This is a genomic window from Actinoallomurus sp. NPDC052308, from assembly GCF_040679195.1.
GTDB lineage: Bacteria > Actinomycetota > Actinomycetes > Streptosporangiales > Streptosporangiaceae > Actinoallomurus > Actinoallomurus liliacearum.
The window spans coordinates 24,985-44,758 of record NZ_JBFAUM010000030.1; the positions used below are offsets into that span (position 1 = coordinate 24,985).

A 19,774-nucleotide genomic window follows, 5' to 3' on the forward strand; every position below is an offset into this window, starting at 1 on the left:
CGGGGCGCCGTTCGACGCGGCTCTCAGCGCTTCACGAGCTCGACGTCGAGTTCGACCCGGAGAGTGCCCCCGACCGTGGCGATCCCGACGCGCACGGCCTGGTTCCAGTCGACGGCGAACTCGTCGCGGTTCAGCTCCGTGACCGCGTGGAAGCCGCAGCGCGTGCCGCCCCACGGGTCCGGCCCGGTGCCGAGGTACGTCGTGTCCAGCGTCACCGGGCGCGTCGTGCCGCGGATGGTCAGCTCGCTGTCCATCGCCCACCGGTCGTCGGCGAGCCGCCGCAGCCCCTTGCTGCGGAAGGTGATGTCGGGGTACTCCTCGACGTACAGGAAGTCCTTGCTGCGCAGGTGGGTGTCGCGGTCGGGATTCCCGGTGTCGATGCTGGCCGGCCGCAGGGTGACCTCCACGGTGGAGTTCTCCACGGGGTCGGTGACGACGATCTCGCCGCTGAAGTCGGTGATCCGCCCGCGGACGCTGACGAGCCCGATGTGGCGGGCCCGGATCTGGACGGAGGAGTGCACCGGGTCGATGTCCCAGACCCCCGGTTCGGGGAAGCGGCGCCCGCCGGTCCCGGCGATCTCGATGTCCCCGAGGTCGAGGCCGGCCGGGCCGACGACCGCGGTCCGGGCCTCCGGCTGGTGTCCCGCGGCCGAGACGATGAGCGTGTAGACGCCGGGCGGGACGCCCTCCATGGAGGCGCGGCCGCTCGTGTCGACCGCGACGCGGGCCGCCTGGCGGCCCGTGGAGTCGGTGAGTGTCAGGATCGCGTGCTCGACCGGCCATCCCCCGGGGGCGACGATCCGGGCCGTCACAGCGGCGTTCGCGTAGTTCACTGAGAGGCCCCTTTCAGGCGGTCAGCGTGACGTCGGCGTCCACGGGCCGGCCGCCGGTGATCTGGACGGGGACGGCGGCCGGGCCATGACCGGCGGCGACGAGGGTGTACGTCCCCGGTTCGAGGTCTTCGAAGGAGAACTCACCGGCCACGCCGCTCACCGCGGTGCCGACGATCCTCCCGGACTGGTCCATCAGCGTGAGCCGCGCGCCGTCGTACGGCCGGTCCTGCAGCCATACCTCGCCGTTCAGCGTGCCGCGCGCCAGGAGCTCCAGGTCCTGCCGGGTCTGCGTGCCCTGCCGGACCGTGACCGCGGCGGCCACCGGCCGCTGGCCGGGAGCGGAGGCGACCAGCGTGTAGGAGCCTTCGGGGAGGCTGATGAACGAGAAGCCGCCGCCCTCGGTGCTGCGCGCCGTCGCGACGACGTCGCCCTGGACGTCGGTCACGGTGATCGCCGCGTCCGCGACGGGCTGGCGGGTGCCGGACAGCCGGACGATGCCGATCAGCCCGCCGACGCCGGCGATGGTCATGTCGTGGCGTACGGTCCCGGTCCCGACCGCCACGAGCGAGGCGATCGGCTCGTGGCCGGGCGCCGAGGCGATGATCAGGTAGGTGCCGCCCTTCTGCACGGTGAGGCGGTACTCCCCGTCCATCCCGGTGTACGCGGAACCGATCTTGCGGCCGGCCATGTCGGCCAGCGTGACCACCGCGTCGGCGACCGGCGGGCCCTCCGTCCGCTGCACCGTGCCGAAGACGGTGAGCGTCTCGCTCAGCGCCGTGTTCTCAGTCATCGGTCCATTCCTCCGTTGTGCGGCCGTTCCGGGGCCGCGGCCAAGGCTTCGAGGGCGGGCAGGGCGACGGCGAGGCCGGCCCGCTGATCCGCCGGCAGCAGGCGGATCCGGTCCGCGAGGAACCCGGTGGTGCGCCGCCCGAGATCGTCCAGCAGTTCGTCACCGGCGTCGCTCAGGACGAGCCGGCACACCCGGCGGTCCCGTGGGTCGGGCCGCCGGTCGATCAGTTGCAGCTTCGCCAGGGCGTCCACGATGTGGGAGACGGTCGGGGTGCTGACCGCCATCCGGCGGGCGAGCTCCCCCACGGGGAGCGGCCCGCCGGCGGCGATGGTGGTCAGCGCCGACAGCCGGCTCGGGGTCAGGTGATCCGGCCAGTCCTTGCGCAACCGGCGGTTGAGGGCTTCGAGCGCGACCCGGAGCCGTCCGGCGACCTCGGCGGACTCCTCGGCGGCGTCGGCGGGGGGCTGCTCCACGCGGGACTCGGCCTCCCCGCCCGGCGCCGGACCGGCGTCCGCGCCGGCGCCCTCAGGACGGGGTGCCGCCTCCCCGTCCGGGCCGGGGCCGGTGGCCGGGCGGTGCACGTTCACGCGGTCCGCCCGGGGATCGGCGTCCATGGTCACTCGCCCAGCGCGACGCGCACGGTGGACGGCACTCCGGACGGGACGCGGACGGTCGTCGTCACGGGACGGTGACCCGCCGCGACCAGCGTGTAGCCGCCGTCCGCGAGGCCGGTGATCCGGTAGGCGCCGTTCTCGTCGGTGACCGTGGTCGCGACCACCTCACCGCTCTCGTCGGTGACGGTCGTGGTGATCCCGCCGACCGGCTCGCCGTGCGGAGACCGCACCACGCCGGACAGCACGCCGGTCGGGGGCGCGCTGTCGAGTACGAGCGGGAAGTCCCGGACGATCGACGCCTCTCCCACGAGGACGGTCGCGGCCTGCGGGACGCGGCCCGGCGCGGTGACGATGACGAGGTGGTCGCCGTCGGTGACCGCGATCGAGTACCGGCCGTCCGGTCCGGTCGTGGCCCGCCCGAGCTGGTGCCCGTCCGGCCCGGTGACCGTGACGGCGGCGCCGGGCACGGGCGTGCCCGCCCCGTCGTGGATGAGGCCCGCGATGACCGGCCCGGGCCGGCCGTTCGACATCGCCCGCTGGGCGGCGGCCGGCGCGTGGGAGGTCGTCGGCACCATCTGCGGGACGGTGGGCTCGCTGAGCGCCAGCCCGGCCTCGCCGGTCACCCCGGCCAGCTCCGAGCCGAGCGACTCGTGCTCGGCGGGCTGCTCGCCGGGCTTGTTCCGCTTGGTCAGCAGCGACGCGATCGCGGCGACGACGCAGGCGGCGATCGCGAACCAGAACGCGATCGTCAGGCCGTCGTGGAACGGCTCGGTGATCAGGTGCGGGAAGAAGCCGCGCCCGGTGAGGTAGGAGGCGTGGTCGGCGGGCAGCTTGTGCAGTTCCGGGCCGAGGAGCTGCTTCATCGGGTTGTAGCCGAGGAAGGCCGCGAACAGCACCGCGATCGGCGGCAGGTGCGAGATCGACTGGGCGGTCTGATCCGGGACGCCCTGGGCGGTCAGGCCGCTGTACATCGACGACGGCAGGCTGTGCGACAGACCCGCCACCATGAGGCTGAAGAAGATGCCGATGGACAGCACCATCGCGGAGTTCTGGAACGTGGCGGTCATGCCGGCGCCGACGCCGCGCTGGTCGGCCGGGACCGAGTTCATGATGTCGGCGCGGTTCGGGGAGGCGAACATGCCGGAGCCGATGCCGTTGACGACGAGCAGCACGGCGAACACCCAGTAGGAGAAGTTCACCGGGATGGCGAGGAGCAGCAGGAAGCTGAGCCCCGTGACGAGCGCGCCTCCCACCGTGAACACCCGGGCGCCGAGCCGGTCCGACAGGATCCCGGACAGCGGCGCCGACAGCAGGAAGCCGACGGTCAGCGGAATCATGTAGATGCCCGCCCACAGCGGCGTGTCCTCGAAGCTGTAGCCGTGCTGGGGCAGCCAGATGCCCTGCAGCCAGATGATCAGCATGAACTGCAGGCCGCCGCGGCCGAGCGCGGTCAGCAGGCTCGCCAGGTTCCCCGCGGTGAAGGTGCGGTTCTTGAAGAGCGAGAGGTTGAACAGCGGCTCAGCGATCTTCGTCTCGATGTAGAGGAAGGCGCACAGGACAAGCGCGCCGCCGATCAGCGCGGTGAGCACCCACGGGTTGGTCCATCCCATGGTGTGATCTTTGTACGGCTGGATGCCGTACGTGATGCCAATCAGAACCGAGATCAAACCGATAGCGAAGGTCAGGTTCCCCCACCAGTCGATCCGCGCCTTCTTGCGGACGCCGGTGTCGTGCAGCTTGACGTAGGCCCAGAACGTTCCAAAGACGCCGAACGGCACCGAGACCAGGAACACATAGTGCCAGTTGACCGGGCCGAGGATGCCGCCGAGGATCAGTCCGATGAAGGATCCGGCGATGCCCGCGATGGCGTTGATGCCGAGCGCCATGCCGCGCTTGGAGGCGGGGAACGCGTCGGTGAGGATGGCGGTGGAGTTCGCGAACAGCAGCGCGCCGCCGACGCCTTGGACGATCCGCCAGCCGATGAGCCAGAGGGCCGCCGACGACCCGTGCATCCAGCTGATCGACAGCAGGATCGAACAGATCGTGAAGACGGCGAAGCCCAGGTTGTACATCTTGACCCGGCCGTACATGTCACCGAGGCGGCCGAAGGACACCACCAGCACCGCGGTGACGACCATGAAGCCCATCATCATCCACAGCAGGTAGCTGGTGTTTCCAGCACCGAGGGGGTCGAGGCCGATGCCGTCGAAGATGTTCGGCAGCGCGATGAGCACGATCGACTGATTGATCATGACCATCAGCACGCCGAGCGTCGTGTTCGACAGCGCGATCCACTTGTACCCGGGACCGAGGGCCCGGTGGTCCGGCCGTCCCGGCGCGTGGGCGCCCGTCGTCATCAGGGATTCGCTCCTGTAGTTCGTCAGCGCAAATGTTGCTTAGTGCTAACTAACTATAGAGCAAGGTGATTCGTCCGAGACGCCCGGCCAGGGAGGAACATCCCCGGACGCACCGTCGGAGAGCGGCGCTCCGGCCGTACGACCTGCGGAAACGCCGCAGAGTCACCCGAGGGGACGGGCGGGCCTCAGGCCCCGTACACCGGCTCCGGTGACACGGCGTCGGCCAGCAGTCCCCGCACCACGGGCCCCAGCTCCGCGGGCTCCCACCGCGCTCCCCTGTCGGCGGCCGGCCCGTGCCGGAAGCCCTCCATCACGCAGATCCGGCCGCCCTCGACCTCGAACACCCGGCCGGTGACGTCACAGTCGGCCGAACCGAGCCAGGCGACGAGCGGCGACACGTTCTCCGGCGCCATCGCGTCGAAGCCGCCGTCCCCGGGCGCCGTCATGGTCGCGGCGAACACCTCCTCGGTCATGCGGGTGCGCGCGGCCGGCGCGATCGCGTTGACCCGCACGCCGTAGCGCCCCAGCTCGGCCGCCGCCACCAGAGCCAGTCCGACGATGCCCGCCTTGGCCGCCGCGTAGTTGCCCTGGCCGACGCTGCCCAGCAGCCCCGCCCCCGAGGAGGTCATCACCACGCGGCCGGTCCCCGGACGGCCCGCCTTCGCCTCGGCCCGCCAGTGCAGGCCCGCGTGCTTCAGCGGCAGGAAGTGCCCTTTGAGGTGCACGCGCGTGACCGCGTCCCACTCCTCCTCCGACAGGTTGACCAGCATGCGATCCCGCAGGAACCCGGCGTTGCAGACCAGGGTGTCGAGCCGCCCGAACGCGTCGAGCGCGGCCCGCACCAGCGCCTCCGCGCCCTCGGCGGTCGCGATGTCGTACGGCGCGGCGACCGCCTTGCCGCCCGCCCCCCGGATCTCCGCGACCACGTCGTCGGCCGGGCCCGAGGAGCCGCCGGACCCGTCCAGCCCCACCCCGATGTCGTTGACCACGACGGCCGCGCCCTGCCGGGCGAACTCCAGCGCGTGGGCGCGACCGAGCCCGCGCCCGGCTCCGGTCACGACGACGACTCGACCCTGGCAGATCATTCGCCCTCCCGGTTCGTCCGGTCCGCGTTGGCCGCGTCGAGGAAGGCGGGGCGCTCTCCCCCGCCGTGCACCAGCAGTGCCGAGCCGCTGACGTAGCCGGCGAGGTCGGAGGCGAGGAAGACGCACGCGGCCCCGGCGTCGTACGGGTCGGCCAGCCGCCCCAGGGGCACGGTGCGCTCGACGGCGGCGACGCCCGCCTCGTCGCCGTAGTGCAGGTGCGACCGCTCGGTGCGGACCATCCCGAGGGTCAGCGCGTTGACGCGCACCTTCGGCGCCCACTCGACGGCGAGGCTGCGGGTGAGGTTGTCCAGGCCCGCCTTCGCCGCGCCGTACGCCGCCGTGCCCGGTGAGGGGCGCACGCCGCTCACGCTGCCGACCATGATGATCGATCCGCCGTCGCCGCGCTGCATGACCGCGTTGGCCGCCCGGGCGACGTAGAGGGGCGCGACGAGGTTCAGCTCGATGATCTTGGCGTGGGTGCGGGGGTCGCCGTCGGCGGCCGGCAGGTAGGGGGTGCCGCCCGCGTTGTTGACCACGACGTCGAGCCGGTCGAGACCCTCGGCGAAGTCCCGTACTGCGGCGGCGTCGCGTACGTCGAGCGGGACGAACCGCAGACCGGACGGCAGCCGGTCCGGCGCGTGGCGGGCGACGGCGATCACCTCGGCGCCGGCGTCGAGGAACGCCCGGCTGATGCCGAGGCCGACCCCGCGCACTCCCCCGGTGACGACCGCGACCTTGCCGCTGAGATCGAGCGTGTAGGGCATGGCACCCCCTTCCTCTGTACACTACTTCTAACAAACGTTTGGTGGAAAGGTAGCGCAATGGGCATCTCCACCACGCTTCATCGATCGGGCGTCGCCGACATCGTCGTGAACGCCCCACCCGTCAACGCGCTGACCGTCCAGGGCTGGCACGACCTGGCCGACGCCGTCACGGCGGCCGGCCGCGACCCGGCCGTCCGCGTGGTCGTGCTCCGCGCCGAGGGGCGCGGTTTCAACGCCGGCGTCGACATCAAGGAGATGCAGGCCACCGAAGGGCACACGGCGCTGCTCGGCGCCAACCGCGGCTGCTACGCGGCGTTCGCCGCCGTCTACGAGTGCGCGGTCCCGGTCATCGCGGCGGTGCACGGCTTCTGCCTGGGCGGCGGCATCGGCCTGGTCGGCAACGCCGACATCGTCGTGGCCGCCGAGGACGCCTACTTCGGCCTGCCGGAGGTCGATCGCGGGGCGCTGGGTGCGGCGACCCACCTGGCCCGGCTGGTCCCGCAGCACCTGATGCGGGCGATGGTCTACACCTGCCGCACCGTCACCGCGGCGGAACTGCACCGGCACGGGTCCGTGCTCGAGGTCGTGCCCGCCGCCGAACTGCGCGACACCGCCCTGCGGCTCGCCGGGACGATCGCCGAGAAGGACCCGTACGTCATCCGCCGGGCCAAGGAGTCGCTGAACGGCATCGACCCGGTCGACCCGAAACGGAGCTACCGGTTCGAGCAGGGCTTCACCTTCGAGCTCAACCTGGCCGGCGCCGGCGACCGCCACCGCGCCGCCTTCGTCGCGGACAAGGAGGCCACGTGACCCCCGCGCCCCCTCGCGCGCACGCGCCCACGAAAGAACTCTCTATCGAGGAGGTCGTCGGCTCGATCGAGTCCGGAATGACCGTCGGCATCGGCGGGTGGGGGTCGCGGCGCAAGCCGATGGCGCTGGTCCGGGCGATCTGCCGATCCGGCCTGCGCGACCTCACCGTGGTGTCCTACGGCGGCCCGGACGTCGGGCTGCTCTGCGCGTACGGAAAGGTCCGGCGCGTCGTCGCGCCGTTCGCGACGCTCGACTCGATCCCTCTCGAACCGCACTTCCGCCGGGCCCGGCAGCAGGGGACGATCGCTTTCACCGAGTACGACGAGGGCATGTTCATGCTCGGGCTGCACGCGGCGGCGCACCGGCTGCCGTTCCTGCCCACCCGCGCCGGACTCGGCTCCGACGTCATGCGGGTGAACCCGGAGCTGAGGACGGTCCGCTCCCCGTACGGGGACGGCGAGGAACTCGTCGCGATGCCCGCGCTGACGATGGACGTCGCCCTGATCCACCTGAACCGGGCGGACCGGCGCGGCAACGCGCAGTACCTCGGCCCGGACCCGTACCTCGACGACCTGTTCGCCAAGGCGGCGGCCCGGACGTACGTCTCCTGCGAACGTCTCGTCGAGACGGCCGACCTGCGCAAGGAGGGCCCGGTGCAGAGCCTGCTGATCAGCCGGTCCCACGTCACGGGCGTCGTCGAGACCCCGAACGGCGCCCACTTCACCTCCTGTGAACCGGACCACGACCGCGACGAGGCATTCCAGAAGGCGTACGCCGCCGCGGCCGGCGACCCGGCGGCCTGGGAGGGGTTCCGCGAGCGGTTCCTGACCGGCGACGAGGCGGCCTACCAGTCCGCCGTCCGCGCCTGGCGGAGGGAGGAGGGGCGATGACCGAGCGGAGAGAGGGAATCGATCGACACGGCGCCTTGGCCATGGGGCCGGCGGAGGAGGGTCCATGAGCGCGACGAGGGCCGAGGTGTGCGTGACGGCGTGCGCGGAGGCGTTCCGCGGCGACGGCGAGATCCTCGCGGCGGGCATCGGCGGCGCCGTCACCGTCCTGGCCGCCCGGCTCGCGCGGCTGACGTTCGAGCCCGGCCTGCTGACGCACGACGGCACGTGCCTGCTGACCGGTGACGTTCCCGCGCTCGGCGAGAGGCCGGGCGAGATCGAGGGCTGGCTGCCGTTCCGCGAGCACCTGTGGCTGGTGCTGAACGGCCGCCGTCACGTCATGCTCGGCGCGAGCCAGATCGACCGGTTCGGCAACACGAACATCTCGTGCATCGGCGACTGGGCGCGCCCGAAGGCCCAGTTGCTCGGCGTGCGCGGCGTGCCCGGCAACACCCGGTGCGACACGAGCAGCTACTGGATCCCCCGCCACTCCCCCCGGGTGTTCGTGGAGACGGTCGACATGGTCAGCGGCGTCGGGTACGACCGGGGCGCCCATGAGATCCGCGTCGTGGTGACCGACCTGGCCGTCCTCGACTTCGCCACGCCGGACCGGCGGATGCGATTGCGCTCGGTCCACCCCGGCGTGACGGTCGAGGAGGTCGTCGCGGCCACCGGCTTCGCCCTCTCCGTCCCCGAGGACGTCCCCGCGACGCGGGTCCCGGACGCGGAGGAGCTGCGGATCATCCGCGAGGTCCTCGACCCGAACGGCCTGCGCGACCGGGAGGTCCCGGAGGGCTCCCGCCGATGAGGGCGGGGACGGGACGACGCGCCGGCCGGGGTGAGACGCGTCCGGCGATGGCCGCACCGGTCGACGACGAAAGGGGCACCGACCCATGCGGACGGCGCTGACCGAACTGACGGGCGTCCGGCACCCGGTCGTGCAGACCGGCATGGGCTGGGTGGCCGGCCCGCGCCTCGTCTCGGCCGTCGCGAACGCGGGCGGCCTGGGCATCCTCGCCTCCGCCACCATGACCCTGGACGCCCTGTCCGCCGCGATCCGCGAGGTCAGGGAGCGCACGACGGCCCCCTTCGGGGTGAACCTGCGGGCGGACGCCACGGACGCCGGGCAGCGGATCGACCTGCTCATCGAGGAAGGCGTACGGGTCGCGTCCTTCGCGCTCGCGCCCAGGCCCGAACTGATCGCGCGGCTGAAGGACGCCGGTGTGGTCGTCATCCCGTCCGTGGGGGCGCGCCGGCACGCCGAGAAGGTGGCGGCGTGGGGCGCCGACGCCGTCCTCGTCCAGGGCGGCGAGGGCGGCGGGCACACCGGCCCGGTCGCCACCACGCTGCTGCTCCCCCAGATCGTCGACGCCGTGGACATCCCGGTGATCGCGGCGGGCGGTTTCTTCGACGGCCGGGGCCTGGCGGCGGCCCTGGCGTACGGGGCGGCGGGCGTGGCGATGGGCACCCGTTTCCTGCTGACCTCCGACAGTTCGGTGCCCGAGGCGGTGAAGCGGGTCTACCTCGGCATGACCGAGACCGTCGTCACGCGGCAGGTCGACGGCATGCCGCACCGGGTGCTGCGCACGGACCTGGTCGACTCGCTGGAGCGCTCGGGCCGGGCCACCGGCCTGGCCCGCGCCCTCCGCAATGCCGCCCGCTTCAAGCGGGTGTCCGGGATGTCATGGCGGGCGATGGTCCGCGACGGGCTGGCGATGCGGCACGGCAGGGAGCTGTCCTGGTCGCAGGTGCTGATGGCCGCCAACACCCCGATGCTGCTGAAGGCCGCCATGGTCGACGGCCGCCCCGACCTCGGCGTGATGGCCTCCGGCCAGGCCGTCGCCGTCATCGCCGACCTGCCCTCCTGCCAGGAGCTGATCGACGGCATCGTCGCCCAGGCCACCGAGATCACGGCCCGCCTCGCCGACCTGACCGCCGGCTGATCGGAACGGCCGCCGGAAAACAGCTCGCCCGCGACCGGACCGCTCGTGCAGGATCGATCCCGGCCGCGAGCCGAGGAGGGCAGGAAGATGCGGAAGATCCCGACCGTGTTCGTCCGCGACTGGGACGGTGACCGGCGCTACGTCACCCGCACCCCGAACCCCGAGTGCGGCTGGGTCCTCGACGGCCACGGCCAGGCGACGCGAAAGTTCGACGGCACCTGCGTCCGCTACGACGGCGAGCGCTGGTGGGCGCGCCGCGAGGTCAAGCAGGGCAAGGGGCGGCCGCGCGGCTTCGTCGAGATCGCCCACGACGAGCAGACCGGCAAGACGGTCGGCTGGGAGCCCGCCGAGCAGTCGGGCTTCCAGAAGTTCCTCGCCGAGGCGATCGGCGCCGATCGCTGGGAACCCGGCACGTACGAACTCGTCGGGCCCAAGGTCAACGGCAACCCGGAGGGCCTGGACCGCCATGCCCTGGTGCGCCACGGCGTGGAGGACCTCGGTGATGTCCCCCGCGACTACGCCGGCCTGGCCGCCTGGCTGCGCGCCCACCCATGGGAGGGCATCGTCTGGCACCACCCGGACGGCCGAATGGCCAAGCTCAAGCGCCGCGATCTCCCGCCGGCCTGAACCTGGGCGCCGAGGATCTCCGTCGTTCCGGCGACGAGGATCCTCGGCCGTGCCCGGGAGGACCGCGGGCCGGTCGGCCACGGTCACAGCTCACCGCGGTACCAGGCGTCGATCTCGGCGTCGAGGGCCGCCTGGTCGAGGCGGGCGGGCCTGGCGTTCTCGATCCACCGCCGGATGAGCCGGGCGAGAACATCCACGGTCCGGTCGGTCGCGATCTCATGGACGGCGAAGAACGTGACGATCGGCCCGGTGATCGGGTCATCGACGTCGCAGCGGGCGCACAGCACGATCTCCGTGAAGCCGGTGACCTCGGTGCCCTGTTCGGTCCGCCAGCCATGCGGAAGCCGCAGTACGGCGAGGACGTCCCCGGCGCACCGCGGGCACGCGTGGTGCGTCCAGAGCCGTCGCCGCGCGCGGTGGCGCGTGGGCTCGGCGGTCATGCGCCGATCGCGTTCGCGCCCAGCAGGGACTTGATGTCCCCGAAGAACGACGGTTCCGGCTGGACGCGAAACCGGTCGAGGGCGATCAGCAGGCCCTTCGCGCCGGGGCGCCCCGGCCGCAGCCTCAGGTGCACAGGGGCGTGGCCGGGGTGGGAGTCCAGGATGCGTTTCAGCTCGAGGACGACGTCGGCGGACACGCGGGCCTCCGAGAGGGAGATCACCACGGGCGGCTCGGCGGCGGTGACCTGGGAGACGTCGAGGACGGTGACCTCCTCCCCGTAGACGCTCAGCGTCTCGTCCCGCACGTTGACACGGCCGCGGATCGTGACCACCCGGTCCTCGGCCAGCGTCTCGCCGTACAGGACGTAGCTCTTGGGGAAGATCAGGCACTCGACCGAGGCGTCATGGTCTTCGAGGTTGACGATCGCCCAGGTGTCCCCGTTCTTGGTGATCTTGCGTTGCAGGCCGGAGATGATCCCGGCGACCCGCACGAAGCCCTCCGTACGACCGGAGGCGAGCAGTTCGGCGAGCGTGGTGTCGCGGGCGTCCTCCAGGACGCGCTCGGCGCCGTCGAGGGGATGAGACGAGACGTACAGGCCGAGCATCTCCCGTTCGAAGGTCAGCAGGCTGCTCTTGTCCCATTCCTCTTCGGAGATCGCGACGGAGAACATGCCGCCGGTCTCGTCCTCCGGCTCGTCGAGCGCGCCGAACAGGGAGTCCTGGCCGCGGGCCTCGTTGCGTTTCACGTCGATGACCGCGTCGACGGCCTGCTCGTGGATCAGCACGAGGGCCTTGCGGCGGTGGCCGAGGCCGTCGAACGCGCCGGCCTTGGCGAGGGATTCGATGACGCGCTTGTTGCAGACACTCGTCGGGACCTTGTTCAGGAAGTCGTTGAAGTCGTTGAACGCACCCTTGCCGCGGCGGCTCTGGACGATCGCCTCGACGACGTTGGCGCCGACGTTGCGGATCGCGCCGAGGCCGAAGCGGATGTCCTCGCCGACGGCGGCGAAGTTCAGTTCGGACTCGTTGACGTCCGGCGGCAGGACCTTGATGCCGAGGCGGCGGCAGTCCGACAGGTAGACCGCCATCTTGTCCTTGTCGTCACCGACCGAGGTGAGCAGCGCGGCGAGGTACTCGGCGGGGTGGTTCGCCTTCAGGTAGGCGGTCCAGTACGACACGACGCCGTACCCGGCGGTGTGCGACTTGTTGAACCCGTATCCGGAGAAGGGGACGAGGACGTCCCAGACGGCCTTGACGGCCTCATCGGAGAAGCCGCGTTCCCTCATGCCGGCAGAGAATCTGCCCCACTCCGCGTCCAGGACATCCTTCTTCTTCTTGCCCATCGCGCGACGCAGCATGTCCGCGCCGCCGAGGGAGTATCCGGCGAGCTGCTGGGCGATCGCCATGACCTGCTCCTGGAAGACCACCAGGTGGTAGGTGTCGCCCAGGATCGGGTCGAGCGCCTCTTTCAGGTCCGGATGGATCGGCTCGACATCCTGTCTGCCGGTCTTGCGCAGCGCGTAGTTGGTGTGCGCGTTCATCTCCATCGGGCCGGGCCGGTACAGGGCCGAGACCGCGGCGATGTCGGTGAACTCGCTCGGCTGCATCAGCTTGAGGAGCGTGCGCATGCCGCCACCGTCGAGCTGGAACACCCCGAGAGTGTCTCCGCGGGCCAGCAGCTCGTAGGTCTTCCGGTCATCGAGAGGAACTTCGAGGATGTCGATCTCGATGCCCTTGTTGGCTCTGACGTTGGCGATGGCGTCGTTGATGACGGTGAGGTTCCGCAGGCCGAGGAAGTCCATCTTGAGCAGGCCCATGTCCTCGGCCTGGGTGAACGGGAACCCGGTGATGATCGGCCCGTCGGCCTTCGGCCGCACCAGGGGGAGGACGTCGACCAGCGGCTCGGAGGACAGGATCACGCCGGCGGCGTGGATTCCGGTGCCGCGGGTCAGGCCCTCCACGCCCACGGCGGTGTCGACGACCCGCTTGACGTCCGGCTCCTCCTCGTACATCTTCCGCAGCTCGGCGGCCTCCCCGTGGCGGGGGTGGTTCTCGTCGTGGATCGCCGACAGCGGGATCTCCTTGCCGCCGACGGCGGCGGGGAACGCCTTGGTGATGCGGTCACCGAGCGCGTAGGGGTAGCCGAGGACACGGCAGGCGTCCTTGACTGCGGCCTTGGCCTTGATGGTGCCGAAGGTGACGATCTGGCAGACCCGGTCGTCGCCGTACTTCCCGGTGACGTAGTCGATCATCTCGTCGCGGCGACGGTCGTCGAAGTCGAGGTCGACGTCCGGCATGGTGATGCGTTCGGGGTTGAGGAACCGCTCGAAGATCAGCTTGTGCTCGATCGGGTCGAGTTCGGTGATCCCGGTGCAGTAGGCGACCATGGAGCCGGTGGCCGAGCCTCGGCCGGGTCCGAGTCCGATGCCGTTCGCCCGTGCGTACCGGCAGATGTCGGCGACGACGAGGAAGTAGCCGGGGAAGCCCATGTCGTCGATGACGGACAGCTCGTAGTCGATGCGGTCCAGGACCTCCTGCGGCGGGGTCCCCTTGTAGCGGCGGCGCGCGCCGGCCAGGGTCTCCTTCCGCAGCCACGACGACTCGCTCTCCCCGTCCGGGACGGGGAACCTCGGCATGAGATCCCGGTGGGCGAAGACCTCGCCGTAGTCGCCGACGCGTTCGGCGATCAGGAGGGTGTTGTCGCAGGCGCCGGGAACCTGGCCGTCCCACAGGGACCGCATCTCCTCGGCGGTCTTGAGGTAGTAGCCGGAGCCGGAGAACCGGAAGCGGTTCCGGTCGGCGAGCTGCTTGCCGGTGCCGATGCACAGGAGCGCGTCGTGCGCACCCGCCTGGTCCTCGGTGACGTAGTGGGAGTCGTTGGTGGCCAGCGGTGGCAGGCCGAGCCGTTCGCCCAGGCGCAGGAGGTCGTCGCGGACCCGGCGTTCGATGGGGATGCCGTGGTCCATCAGCTCCAGGAAGTAGTTGTCCCTGCCGAAGAGATCCCGGTACGTCGCGGCGGTCTCGACCGCCTTGTCGTACTGCCCGAGGCGGATCCGGGTCTGCACCGCGCCCGACGGGCAGCCGGTCGTGGCGATGATCCCCCTGCCGTGCTCGGCGAGAAGCTCGTCGTCCATCCGGGGGTACTTCTGGACGTGGCCTTCGAGCCAGGCGCGCGACTGGAGGCGGAACAGGTTCCGCAGGCCCTCGGCGTCGGCGGCCCACATCGTCATGTGGGTGTAGAGGCCACGGCCGGCGACGTCCCCGCCCGCACCGGTGTCATCGTCGGACCTGCGCAGTGAGAGGTTGTCGCTCCAGTACACGGCCTGTTTGTGGTACCGGGACGCGGGAGCGACATAGCCCTCGATGCCGATGATCGGCTTGACGCCCGCTCTGTTCGCCGAGTGGTAGAACTCGTACGCCCCGTGCACGTTGCCGTGATCGCTCATCGCGACGGCCGGCATCCCCAGGCGGCCCGCCTCCTCCATGAGGCGCCCGACCTTCGCGGCGCCGTCGAGCATCGAGTACTCGGTGTGGACGTGCAGATGGACGAACGAATCCACCGCCACACTCCCTTCGGTTGTACGGCGTCATGGACGTCCGACATTCGACCGAAGGTAAGGACGGGTTGTCCAACAACCAACAGCCCGACCTGCGACAACTTACGGTTGTGAAACAAGACGAGCGGTCTCCCCCGTCATCGGGGATGCCGGCCCCGGCGCGCGGCCGGGGTGTCAAGGCAGCGCGGCCAGGACGCGGGCGCGGTGCTCGGCGGGGGCGCCCCAGGCCGAGCGCAGCGCCCGTACCTTGCGGATCCACAGGGACGGGTCGTACTCGTCGGTGTAGCCGATCGCGCCGTGCGCCTGCAGGGCGATCCGGGCGACGGCGTAGGCCGCGTCGGAGGCCGCGGCCTTGGCCGCCGACACGTCGCGCGGGAGATCCGGTGAGCCGAAGGACAGCGCGGCGCCGTAGACGAGCGGCCGGGCGAACTCCAACCCGGTCAGGGCGTTCGCCAGCTGGTGCTTGACCGCCTGGAACTCCCCGATCGGACGGCCGAACTGCCGACGTGTCCGCGCGTATTCCACCGTCGCGTCGAGCAACGCCCGACCCAGGCCGAGCAACTGCGCGGCGCAGGAGAGCGCGGCCAGGTCGTACGCCGCCGCGGCGGCCCGGCGCACGGCCGGTCCGGCCGCCAGGCGCTCGGCCGCGCGCACGGGGAACAGCCGGCGTGCGGGGTCCAGGGAGCGTACGGCGGGACCGTCGGGCGCCGCCGACCACAGGTCCGCGCCGTCCGCGAGCAGGACCAGGTCGGCGGCGTCCACGTCGAGGGCGCGGCGGACCGGGCCCGGAGACACCAGTGAGACGACGGCCTCGCCCTCGGCGATCCGCGGCAGCCATTCGGCGGCCGGGCCCGCGTCGCCGGTCCCGTCGAGGAGCGTGGCCGCGGCGAGCGTCTCGACGACCGGGCCGGGTACCGCGTGGCGGCCCAGCTCGTGCGCCGCGACGACGAGTTCCACCGGGAGCGGCCCGGCGCCGCCGTGGCGTTCGGGCACCGCGAGGGCGAACACCCCGGCCTCCGCGAGCGCGGACCACAGCGCACGGTCGTGGTCGCCGGCGGCCCACCGGCGGATCAGGGCGGGCGTGCCAGCCTCGGTGAGGAGCTTGCGCAGGGTGTCGCCGAACAGGCGCTGCTCGGCGTCGAGGACGAACCTCATCTCCTCGCCTCCTTGGGCAGGCCGAGGACGCGCTCGGCGATGACGTTGCGCTGGATCTCGTTGGTGCCGGCGTAGATCGGACCGGCGAGGGAGAAGACATAGCCCTCCAGCCAGTCCCCCTCGAGCTCCGCGTCCGGCCCCAGGATCTCCAGCGCGGTCTCGTGCAGCTCGACGTCCAGCTCGGACCAGAAGACCTTGTTCACGCTGGCCTCGGCGCCGACGTCGTCGGCGCGGGAGATCGTCTCGAACGCCTTGAGCCGGTAGGCGCGCGCCTTGATCCAGGCTTCGGCGACGCGGTCGCGCAGCAGCGGGTCGGCGCCGTGCTCGCGCCACAGGGCCACGAGGCGGTCGGCGGCGGCGAGGAACCGGCCGGGGCTGCGGAGGGTGAGACCGCGCTCGTTGCCGGCGGTGCTCATCGCGACCCTCCAGCCCTGGCCGGGCGCGCCGATGACATCCCGGTCGGGCACGAACACGTCGTCGAGGAACAGCTCGGCGAACGCGGGCTTGCCGTCGAGCCGCCCGATGGGCCGTACGGTCACGCCGTCGGCGTCGAGCGGGAACATCAGGTAGGTCAGCCCGCGGTGGCGTTCGGCCGCGGGGTCGGAGCGGAACAGCCCGAACGCGCGGTCGGCGAAGGCGGCGCGGGAGCTCCAGGTCTTCTGCCCGTTCAGCCGCCACCCGCCGTCGACGCGCGTGGCGGTCGCCCGCAGGGCGGCCAGGTCGCTGCCGGCGCCGGGCTCCGACCACGCCTGGGCCCAGATCACCTCGCCGGAGGCCATCGGCGGCAGGACGCGTTCCAGCTGGTCGGGGGTGCCGTGGGCGAACAGCGTCGGGGCGAGCAGGTTGATGCCGTTCTGGCTCACCCGTCCCGGGGCGCCGGCGGCGTAGTACTCCTCCTCGAGGACGAGCCACTCCAGCGGTGACGCGCCCCGGCCGCCGTACGCCTCCGGCCAGGAGACCACGGACAGCCGGGCCGCGGCGAGCGTCCGCTCCCACTCCCGGTGGGCGGCGAAGCCCTCCTCGGTCTCCAGCGACGGCAGCGGCGTCGCGGGAACGTTGCGGCGCAGCCAGGCGCGCACCTCGGCCCGGAAGGGCTCCACCGACGACAGGTCGAGATCCATGGCCGTCCGCCTCAATTCTTTCTAACAACTGTTTGGTAGAGTAACTCACGTGAGCGAGACCGGCATTCCCTCCACCCGGGCGACGCCCGTCCCCGGTCACGGACTCCTGCGCGACCGCGTCGTGGTGGTGACGGCGGCGGCCGGCGCGGGCATCGGCGGGGCGACGGCCCGGCGCTGCCTGGAGGAGGGCGCGCGGGTGGTGATCAGCGACGCGCACGAGCGACGGCTCGACCGGTCGCTGGCCGACCTGGAACGGGAGTTCGGCGCGGAGTCGGTGGCCGCGGTCCCGTGCGACGTGACCTCCGAGGGCGACGTGCGGGCGCTGTTCGCCGTGGCCGCCGAGCGCTTCGGCCGGATCGACGTCACGGTCAACAACGCCGGCCTCGGCGGGACGGCCGATCTCGTGGAGATGACCGACGAGCAGTGGTCACGGGTGCTGGACGTCACCCTCGGCGGCACCATGCGCTGCACGCGGGCGGCCCTGCGGGTGATGCGCGAGCAGGGGCACGGCGTGATCGTGAACAACGCCTCGGTGATCGGCTGGCGGGCGCAGCGCGGGCAGTCGCACTACGCGGCGGCCAAGGCCGGGGTGATGGCGCTGACCCGCTGTGCCGCGCTGGAGGCTGCGGAGTACGGCGTGCGGATCAACGCGGTGGCGCCCAGCCTGGCCATGCACCCGCACCTGGTGAAGGTGACGAGTGAGGAGCTGCTGACGGAGCTGACGCGCCGGGAGGCGTACGGCCGGTACGCCGAGCCGTGGGAGGTGGCCAACGTTATCGTCTTCCTGGCCACCGACTACTCGTCGTACATGACGGGCGAGGTCGTCGCCGTCTCCAGCCAGCACCCCTGAGTCAGCTCCGAGGAAGTCCCATGAGTCCACGACGGCGTGACGCCGAGGGCACCGCCGCCGCCCGAGCCGAGCGGCGGGCCGAACTGCTCGCCACCGCCGCGGAGGTCTTCGCCACCCGCGGATACGCCGCCACCACCGTGCGGGAGGTCGCGGACGCCGCCGGCATCCTCGGCGGCAGCCTCTACTACCACTTCGACTCCAAGGAGTCGATGGCCGATGAGATCCTCTCGACCTTCCTGAACGAGATGTGGGCGGCGTACGACCGCGTGCTCGCCGCGGACCTGGGCGCGCGCGACACGCTCACCGCCCTCGTCGCCGAGTCGTTCGGCTGCATCGACCGGCACCGGCCGGCGGTCGTGATGTACCAGAACGAGTCGCGGCACCTGGCGACCGGTCCGCGGTTCGCGTACCTGACCGAGTCGCGGCGGCGGTTCGAGGAGATGTGGATGACGCTGCTCGAGCGCGGCGTCCGTGAGGGCGCGTTCCGCTCCGACCTGGACACCGCCCTGGTCTACCGCTTCATCCGCGACACCGTGTGGGTGGCGGCGACCTGGTACCAGCCCGGTGGGCGGCTCACCGCCGCACAGATCGCCGAGCAGTACCTCGCCATGGTCCTCGGGGGGATCCAGCACGAGTAGGAGACAGGCCGTGGGGCCGGCCATGCCCTCCGGCGACCCAGTAGGAGCAGGAGGCGTGTGATGGCGGAGGCGTACATCGTCGAGGCGGTCCGTACTCCCGTCGGCCGGCGGAACGGCGGACTGGCCGAGGTGCATCCGGCGGATCTCGGCGCGCACGTGCTTACGGCGCTGGTCGAACGGTCCGGCGTCGACCCGGCGGCGGTCGAGGACGTGATCTTCGGATGCGTCGACACGGTGGGGCCGCAGGCCGGTGACATCGCCCGTACCTGCTGGCTGGCGGCGGGGCTGCCGGAGGAGGTCCCGGGCGTGACCGTCGACCGCCAGTGCGGTTCCTCGCAGCAGGCGGTGCACTTCGCCGCCCAGGCCGTGCTCAGCGGCACCTGCGACCTCGTCGTCGCGGGCGGCCTACAGAACATGTCGAAGATCCCGATCGCGTACGCGATGGTCGCGGGAGCGCAGCTGGGGTTCGCCGGTCCGTTCGCGGGCTCGCGCGGCTGGGAGGCCCGCTACGGCGACCAGGAGGTCTCGCAGTTCCGCGGCGCCGAGATGATCGCCGAGCGGTGGGACATCGGCCGGGCGGAGATGGAGGAGTTCGCGCTGGAGTCGCACCGGCGCGCGATCCGCGCCATCGACGAGGGCCGGTTCGGCCGGGAGATCGCCCCGTACGGCGACGTCACGGCCGACGAGGGTCCCCGCCGCGACACGTCACTGGAGAAGATGGCCGCGCTGAAACCCCTGGTCGAGGGCGGCCGGCTGACCGCCGCGCTGGCCTCGCAGATCTCCGACGGGTCCGCGGCGCTGCTCCTCGCCTCCGAACGCGCCGTACGCGACCACGCCCTGACCCCGCGCGCCCGCGTCCACCACCTGTCCGTACGCGGCGAGGACCCGATCCGGATGCTGTCCGCCCCCATCCCCGCCACCGCGTACGCGCTCAAGAAGGCCGGGATGACGATCGGCGACATCGACGTCGTCGAGATCAACGAGGCGTTCGCTCCGGTCGTGCTGGCCTGGCTGAAGGAGACCGGCGCCGACCCGGCCGTGACCAACCCCAACGGCGGCGCGATCGCGCTCGGTCATCCGCTCGGCGCCACCGGCGCCCGGCTGATGACGTCGCTGCTGCACGAGCTGGAGCGCACCGGCGGGCGGTACGGCCTGCAGACCATGTGCGAGGGCGGTGGCCAGGCCAACGTCACCGTCATCGAACGCCTCTGACGCCGGGCCGCCGCGCGAGCCGGGCCGGCGTCGCGAACCAGGCCGGCGTCGCGGCCGTCCGGCATCCCGAGCAGGTCCATTAGTGTGGGCC

Annotated in this window: 18 protein-coding genes; 8 read left to right on the forward strand and 10 right to left on the reverse strand. The window is 71.9% G+C overall.

Annotated elements, in window-relative coordinates; translation table 11 throughout:
* Positions 1-23 precede the first annotated feature (23 nt).
* The 6 genes from AB0L00_RS38805 to AB0L00_RS38830 form a co-directional block, all read right to left on the reverse strand.
* Positions 24-833 carry a YceI family protein gene (locus tag AB0L00_RS38805; protein ID WP_364442522.1) on the reverse strand — a complete coding sequence of 270 codons (810 nt, stop codon included), beginning with the start codon at positions 831-833 and terminating at the stop codon, positions 24-26.
* 13 nt (positions 834-846) lie between these two features.
* The gene (locus tag AB0L00_RS38810; protein WP_364442523.1) at positions 847-1,623 is read right to left on the reverse strand and encodes a carboxypeptidase regulatory-like domain-containing protein; all 777 of its coding nucleotides are present in this window, start codon (positions 1,621-1,623) and stop codon (positions 847-849) included.
* Positions 1,620-2,237 carry a MarR family transcriptional regulator gene (locus AB0L00_RS38815; RefSeq protein WP_364442524.1) on the reverse strand — a complete coding sequence of 206 codons (618 nt, stop codon included), beginning with the start codon at positions 2,235-2,237 and terminating at the stop codon, positions 1,620-1,622. Before AB0L00_RS38815 ends, AB0L00_RS38810 begins: the two co-directional genes overlap by 4 nt.
* A gap of 2 nt (positions 2,238-2,239) precedes the next feature.
* Positions 2,240-4,594, reverse strand: a complete 2,355-nt coding sequence (locus AB0L00_RS38820) for an MFS transporter (protein ID WP_364442526.1) — start codon at positions 4,592-4,594, stop codon at positions 2,240-2,242.
* Between the two features lie 185 nt (positions 4,595-4,779).
* Positions 4,780-5,679 (reverse strand): SDR family oxidoreductase, encoded by a 900-nt coding sequence (locus AB0L00_RS38825; protein ID WP_364442527.1) that lies wholly within the window; start codon positions 5,677-5,679, stop codon positions 4,780-4,782.
* The gene (locus tag AB0L00_RS38830; protein WP_364442529.1) at positions 5,676-6,443 is read right to left on the reverse strand and encodes an SDR family oxidoreductase; all 768 of its coding nucleotides are present in this window, start codon (positions 6,441-6,443) and stop codon (positions 5,676-5,678) included. Before AB0L00_RS38830 ends, AB0L00_RS38825 begins: the two co-directional genes overlap by 4 nt.
* A gap of 57 nt (positions 6,444-6,500) precedes the next feature.
* Here AB0L00_RS38830 and AB0L00_RS38835 point away from each other — a divergent pair, with 57 nt between their 5' ends.
* The 5 genes from AB0L00_RS38835 (at position 6,501) to AB0L00_RS38855 (ending at position 10,710) form a co-directional block, all read left to right on the forward strand.
* Positions 6,501-7,253 carry an enoyl-CoA hydratase family protein gene (locus AB0L00_RS38835; protein ID WP_364442530.1) on the forward strand — a complete coding sequence of 251 codons (753 nt, stop codon included), beginning with the start codon at positions 6,501-6,503 and terminating at the stop codon, positions 7,251-7,253.
* On the forward strand, positions 7,250-8,143 hold the full coding sequence (locus AB0L00_RS38840; RefSeq protein WP_364442531.1) for a CoA-transferase: 894 nt from the start codon (positions 7,250-7,252) through the stop codon (positions 8,141-8,143). Before AB0L00_RS38835 ends, AB0L00_RS38840 begins: the two co-directional genes overlap by 4 nt.
* Before the next feature lie 64 nt (positions 8,144-8,207).
* Positions 8,208-8,948 carry a CoA-transferase gene (locus AB0L00_RS38845; RefSeq protein ID WP_364442533.1) on the forward strand — a complete coding sequence of 247 codons (741 nt, stop codon included), beginning with the start codon at positions 8,208-8,210 and terminating at the stop codon, positions 8,946-8,948.
* 85 nt (positions 8,949-9,033) lie between these two features.
* The gene (locus tag AB0L00_RS38850; RefSeq protein WP_364442534.1) at positions 9,034-10,083 is read left to right on the forward strand and encodes a nitronate monooxygenase; all 1,050 of its coding nucleotides are present in this window, start codon (positions 9,034-9,036) and stop codon (positions 10,081-10,083) included.
* Between the two features lie 87 nt (positions 10,084-10,170).
* The gene (locus AB0L00_RS38855; protein ID WP_364442536.1) at positions 10,171-10,710 is read left to right on the forward strand and encodes a DUF5565 family protein; all 540 of its coding nucleotides are present in this window, start codon (positions 10,171-10,173) and stop codon (positions 10,708-10,710) included.
* An 83-nt stretch (positions 10,711-10,793) separates the two neighbouring features.
* Here the strand turns inward: AB0L00_RS38855 and AB0L00_RS38860 are convergent, their stop codons facing one another.
* From AB0L00_RS38860 to AB0L00_RS38875, 4 genes are all read right to left on the reverse strand, one after another.
* Positions 10,794-11,150 (reverse strand): DUF6300 family protein, encoded by a 357-nt coding sequence (locus AB0L00_RS38860; protein ID WP_364442537.1) that lies wholly within the window; start codon positions 11,148-11,150, stop codon positions 10,794-10,796.
* Positions 11,147-14,716 carry a DNA polymerase III subunit alpha gene (dnaE, locus tag AB0L00_RS38865; protein ID WP_364442538.1) on the reverse strand — a complete coding sequence of 1,190 codons (3,570 nt, stop codon included), beginning with the start codon at positions 14,714-14,716 and terminating at the stop codon, positions 11,147-11,149. Before dnaE ends, AB0L00_RS38860 begins: the two co-directional genes overlap by 4 nt.
* Positions 14,717-14,881: 165 nt before the next feature.
* On the reverse strand, positions 14,882-15,862 hold the full coding sequence (locus tag AB0L00_RS38870) for an acyl-CoA dehydrogenase family protein (protein ID WP_364442540.1): 981 nt from the start codon (positions 15,860-15,862) through the stop codon (positions 14,882-14,884).
* A complete protein-coding gene (locus AB0L00_RS38875) occupies positions 15,859-16,983 on the reverse strand; it encodes an acyl-CoA dehydrogenase family protein (RefSeq protein ID WP_364442541.1) in 1,125 nt (374 codons plus the stop codon). Before AB0L00_RS38875 ends, AB0L00_RS38870 begins: the two co-directional genes overlap by 4 nt.
* 49 nt (positions 16,984-17,032) lie before the next feature.
* On the opposite strand from AB0L00_RS38875, the gene AB0L00_RS38880 reads away from it, so the two are divergent.
* The 3 genes from AB0L00_RS38880 to AB0L00_RS38890 are packed head-to-tail and all read left to right on the forward strand — an operon-like array spanning position 17,033 to position 19,683.
* Positions 17,033-17,833 carry an SDR family oxidoreductase gene (locus tag AB0L00_RS38880; RefSeq protein ID WP_364442542.1) on the forward strand — a complete coding sequence of 267 codons (801 nt, stop codon included), beginning with the start codon at positions 17,033-17,035 and terminating at the stop codon, positions 17,831-17,833.
* A gap of 20 nt (positions 17,834-17,853) precedes the next feature.
* Entirely contained in the window at positions 17,854-18,471 is a 618-nt protein-coding gene (locus tag AB0L00_RS38885; RefSeq protein WP_364442543.1) for a TetR/AcrR family transcriptional regulator, read from the forward strand.
* A 60-nt stretch (positions 18,472-18,531) separates the two neighbouring features.
* Positions 18,532-19,683, forward strand: a complete 1,152-nt coding sequence (locus AB0L00_RS38890) for an acetyl-CoA C-acetyltransferase (protein WP_364442544.1) — start codon at positions 18,532-18,534, stop codon at positions 19,681-19,683.
* Positions 19,684-19,774: the final 91 nt, after the last annotated feature.

What these genes read in the sequence shown, in the direction of transcription:
- AB0L00_RS38810 (WP_364442523.1), bottom strand. Translation starts at nt 1,623, where the DNA reads ATGACTGAGAACACGGCGCTGAGCGAGACGCTCACCGTCTTCGGCACG.
- AB0L00_RS38815 (WP_364442524.1), bottom strand. Translation starts at nt 2,237, where the DNA reads ATGGACGCCGATCCCCGGGCGGACCGCGTGAACGTGCACCGCCCGGCC.
- AB0L00_RS38820 (WP_364442526.1), bottom strand. Translation starts at nt 4,594, where the DNA reads ATGACGACGGGCGCCCACGCGCCGGGACGGCCGGACCACCGGGCCCTC.
- AB0L00_RS38825 (WP_364442527.1), bottom strand. Translation starts at nt 5,679, where the DNA reads ATGATCTGCCAGGGTCGAGTCGTCGTCGTGACCGGAGCCGGGCGCGGG.
- AB0L00_RS38830 (WP_364442529.1), bottom strand. Translation starts at nt 6,443, where the DNA reads ATGCCCTACACGCTCGATCTCAGCGGCAAGGTCGCGGTCGTCACCGGG.
- AB0L00_RS38835 (WP_364442530.1), top strand. Translation starts at nt 6,501, where the DNA reads ATGGGCATCTCCACCACGCTTCATCGATCGGGCGTCGCCGACATCGTC.
- AB0L00_RS38845 (WP_364442533.1), top strand. Translation starts at nt 8,208, where the DNA reads ATGAGCGCGACGAGGGCCGAGGTGTGCGTGACGGCGTGCGCGGAGGCG.
- AB0L00_RS38850 (WP_364442534.1), top strand. Translation starts at nt 9,034, where the DNA reads ATGCGGACGGCGCTGACCGAACTGACGGGCGTCCGGCACCCGGTCGTG.
- AB0L00_RS38855 (WP_364442536.1), top strand. Translation starts at nt 10,171, where the DNA reads ATGCGGAAGATCCCGACCGTGTTCGTCCGCGACTGGGACGGTGACCGG.
- AB0L00_RS38860 (WP_364442537.1), bottom strand. Translation starts at nt 11,150, where the DNA reads ATGACCGCCGAGCCCACGCGCCACCGCGCGCGGCGACGGCTCTGGACG.
- AB0L00_RS38870 (WP_364442540.1), bottom strand. Translation starts at nt 15,862, where the DNA reads ATGAGGTTCGTCCTCGACGCCGAGCAGCGCCTGTTCGGCGACACCCTG.
- AB0L00_RS38875 (WP_364442541.1), bottom strand. Translation starts at nt 16,983, where the DNA reads ATGGATCTCGACCTGTCGTCGGTGGAGCCCTTCCGGGCCGAGGTGCGC.
- AB0L00_RS38885 (WP_364442543.1), top strand. Translation starts at nt 17,854, where the DNA reads ATGAGTCCACGACGGCGTGACGCCGAGGGCACCGCCGCCGCCCGAGCC.
- AB0L00_RS38890 (WP_364442544.1), top strand. Translation starts at nt 18,532, where the DNA reads ATGGCGGAGGCGTACATCGTCGAGGCGGTCCGTACTCCCGTCGGCCGG.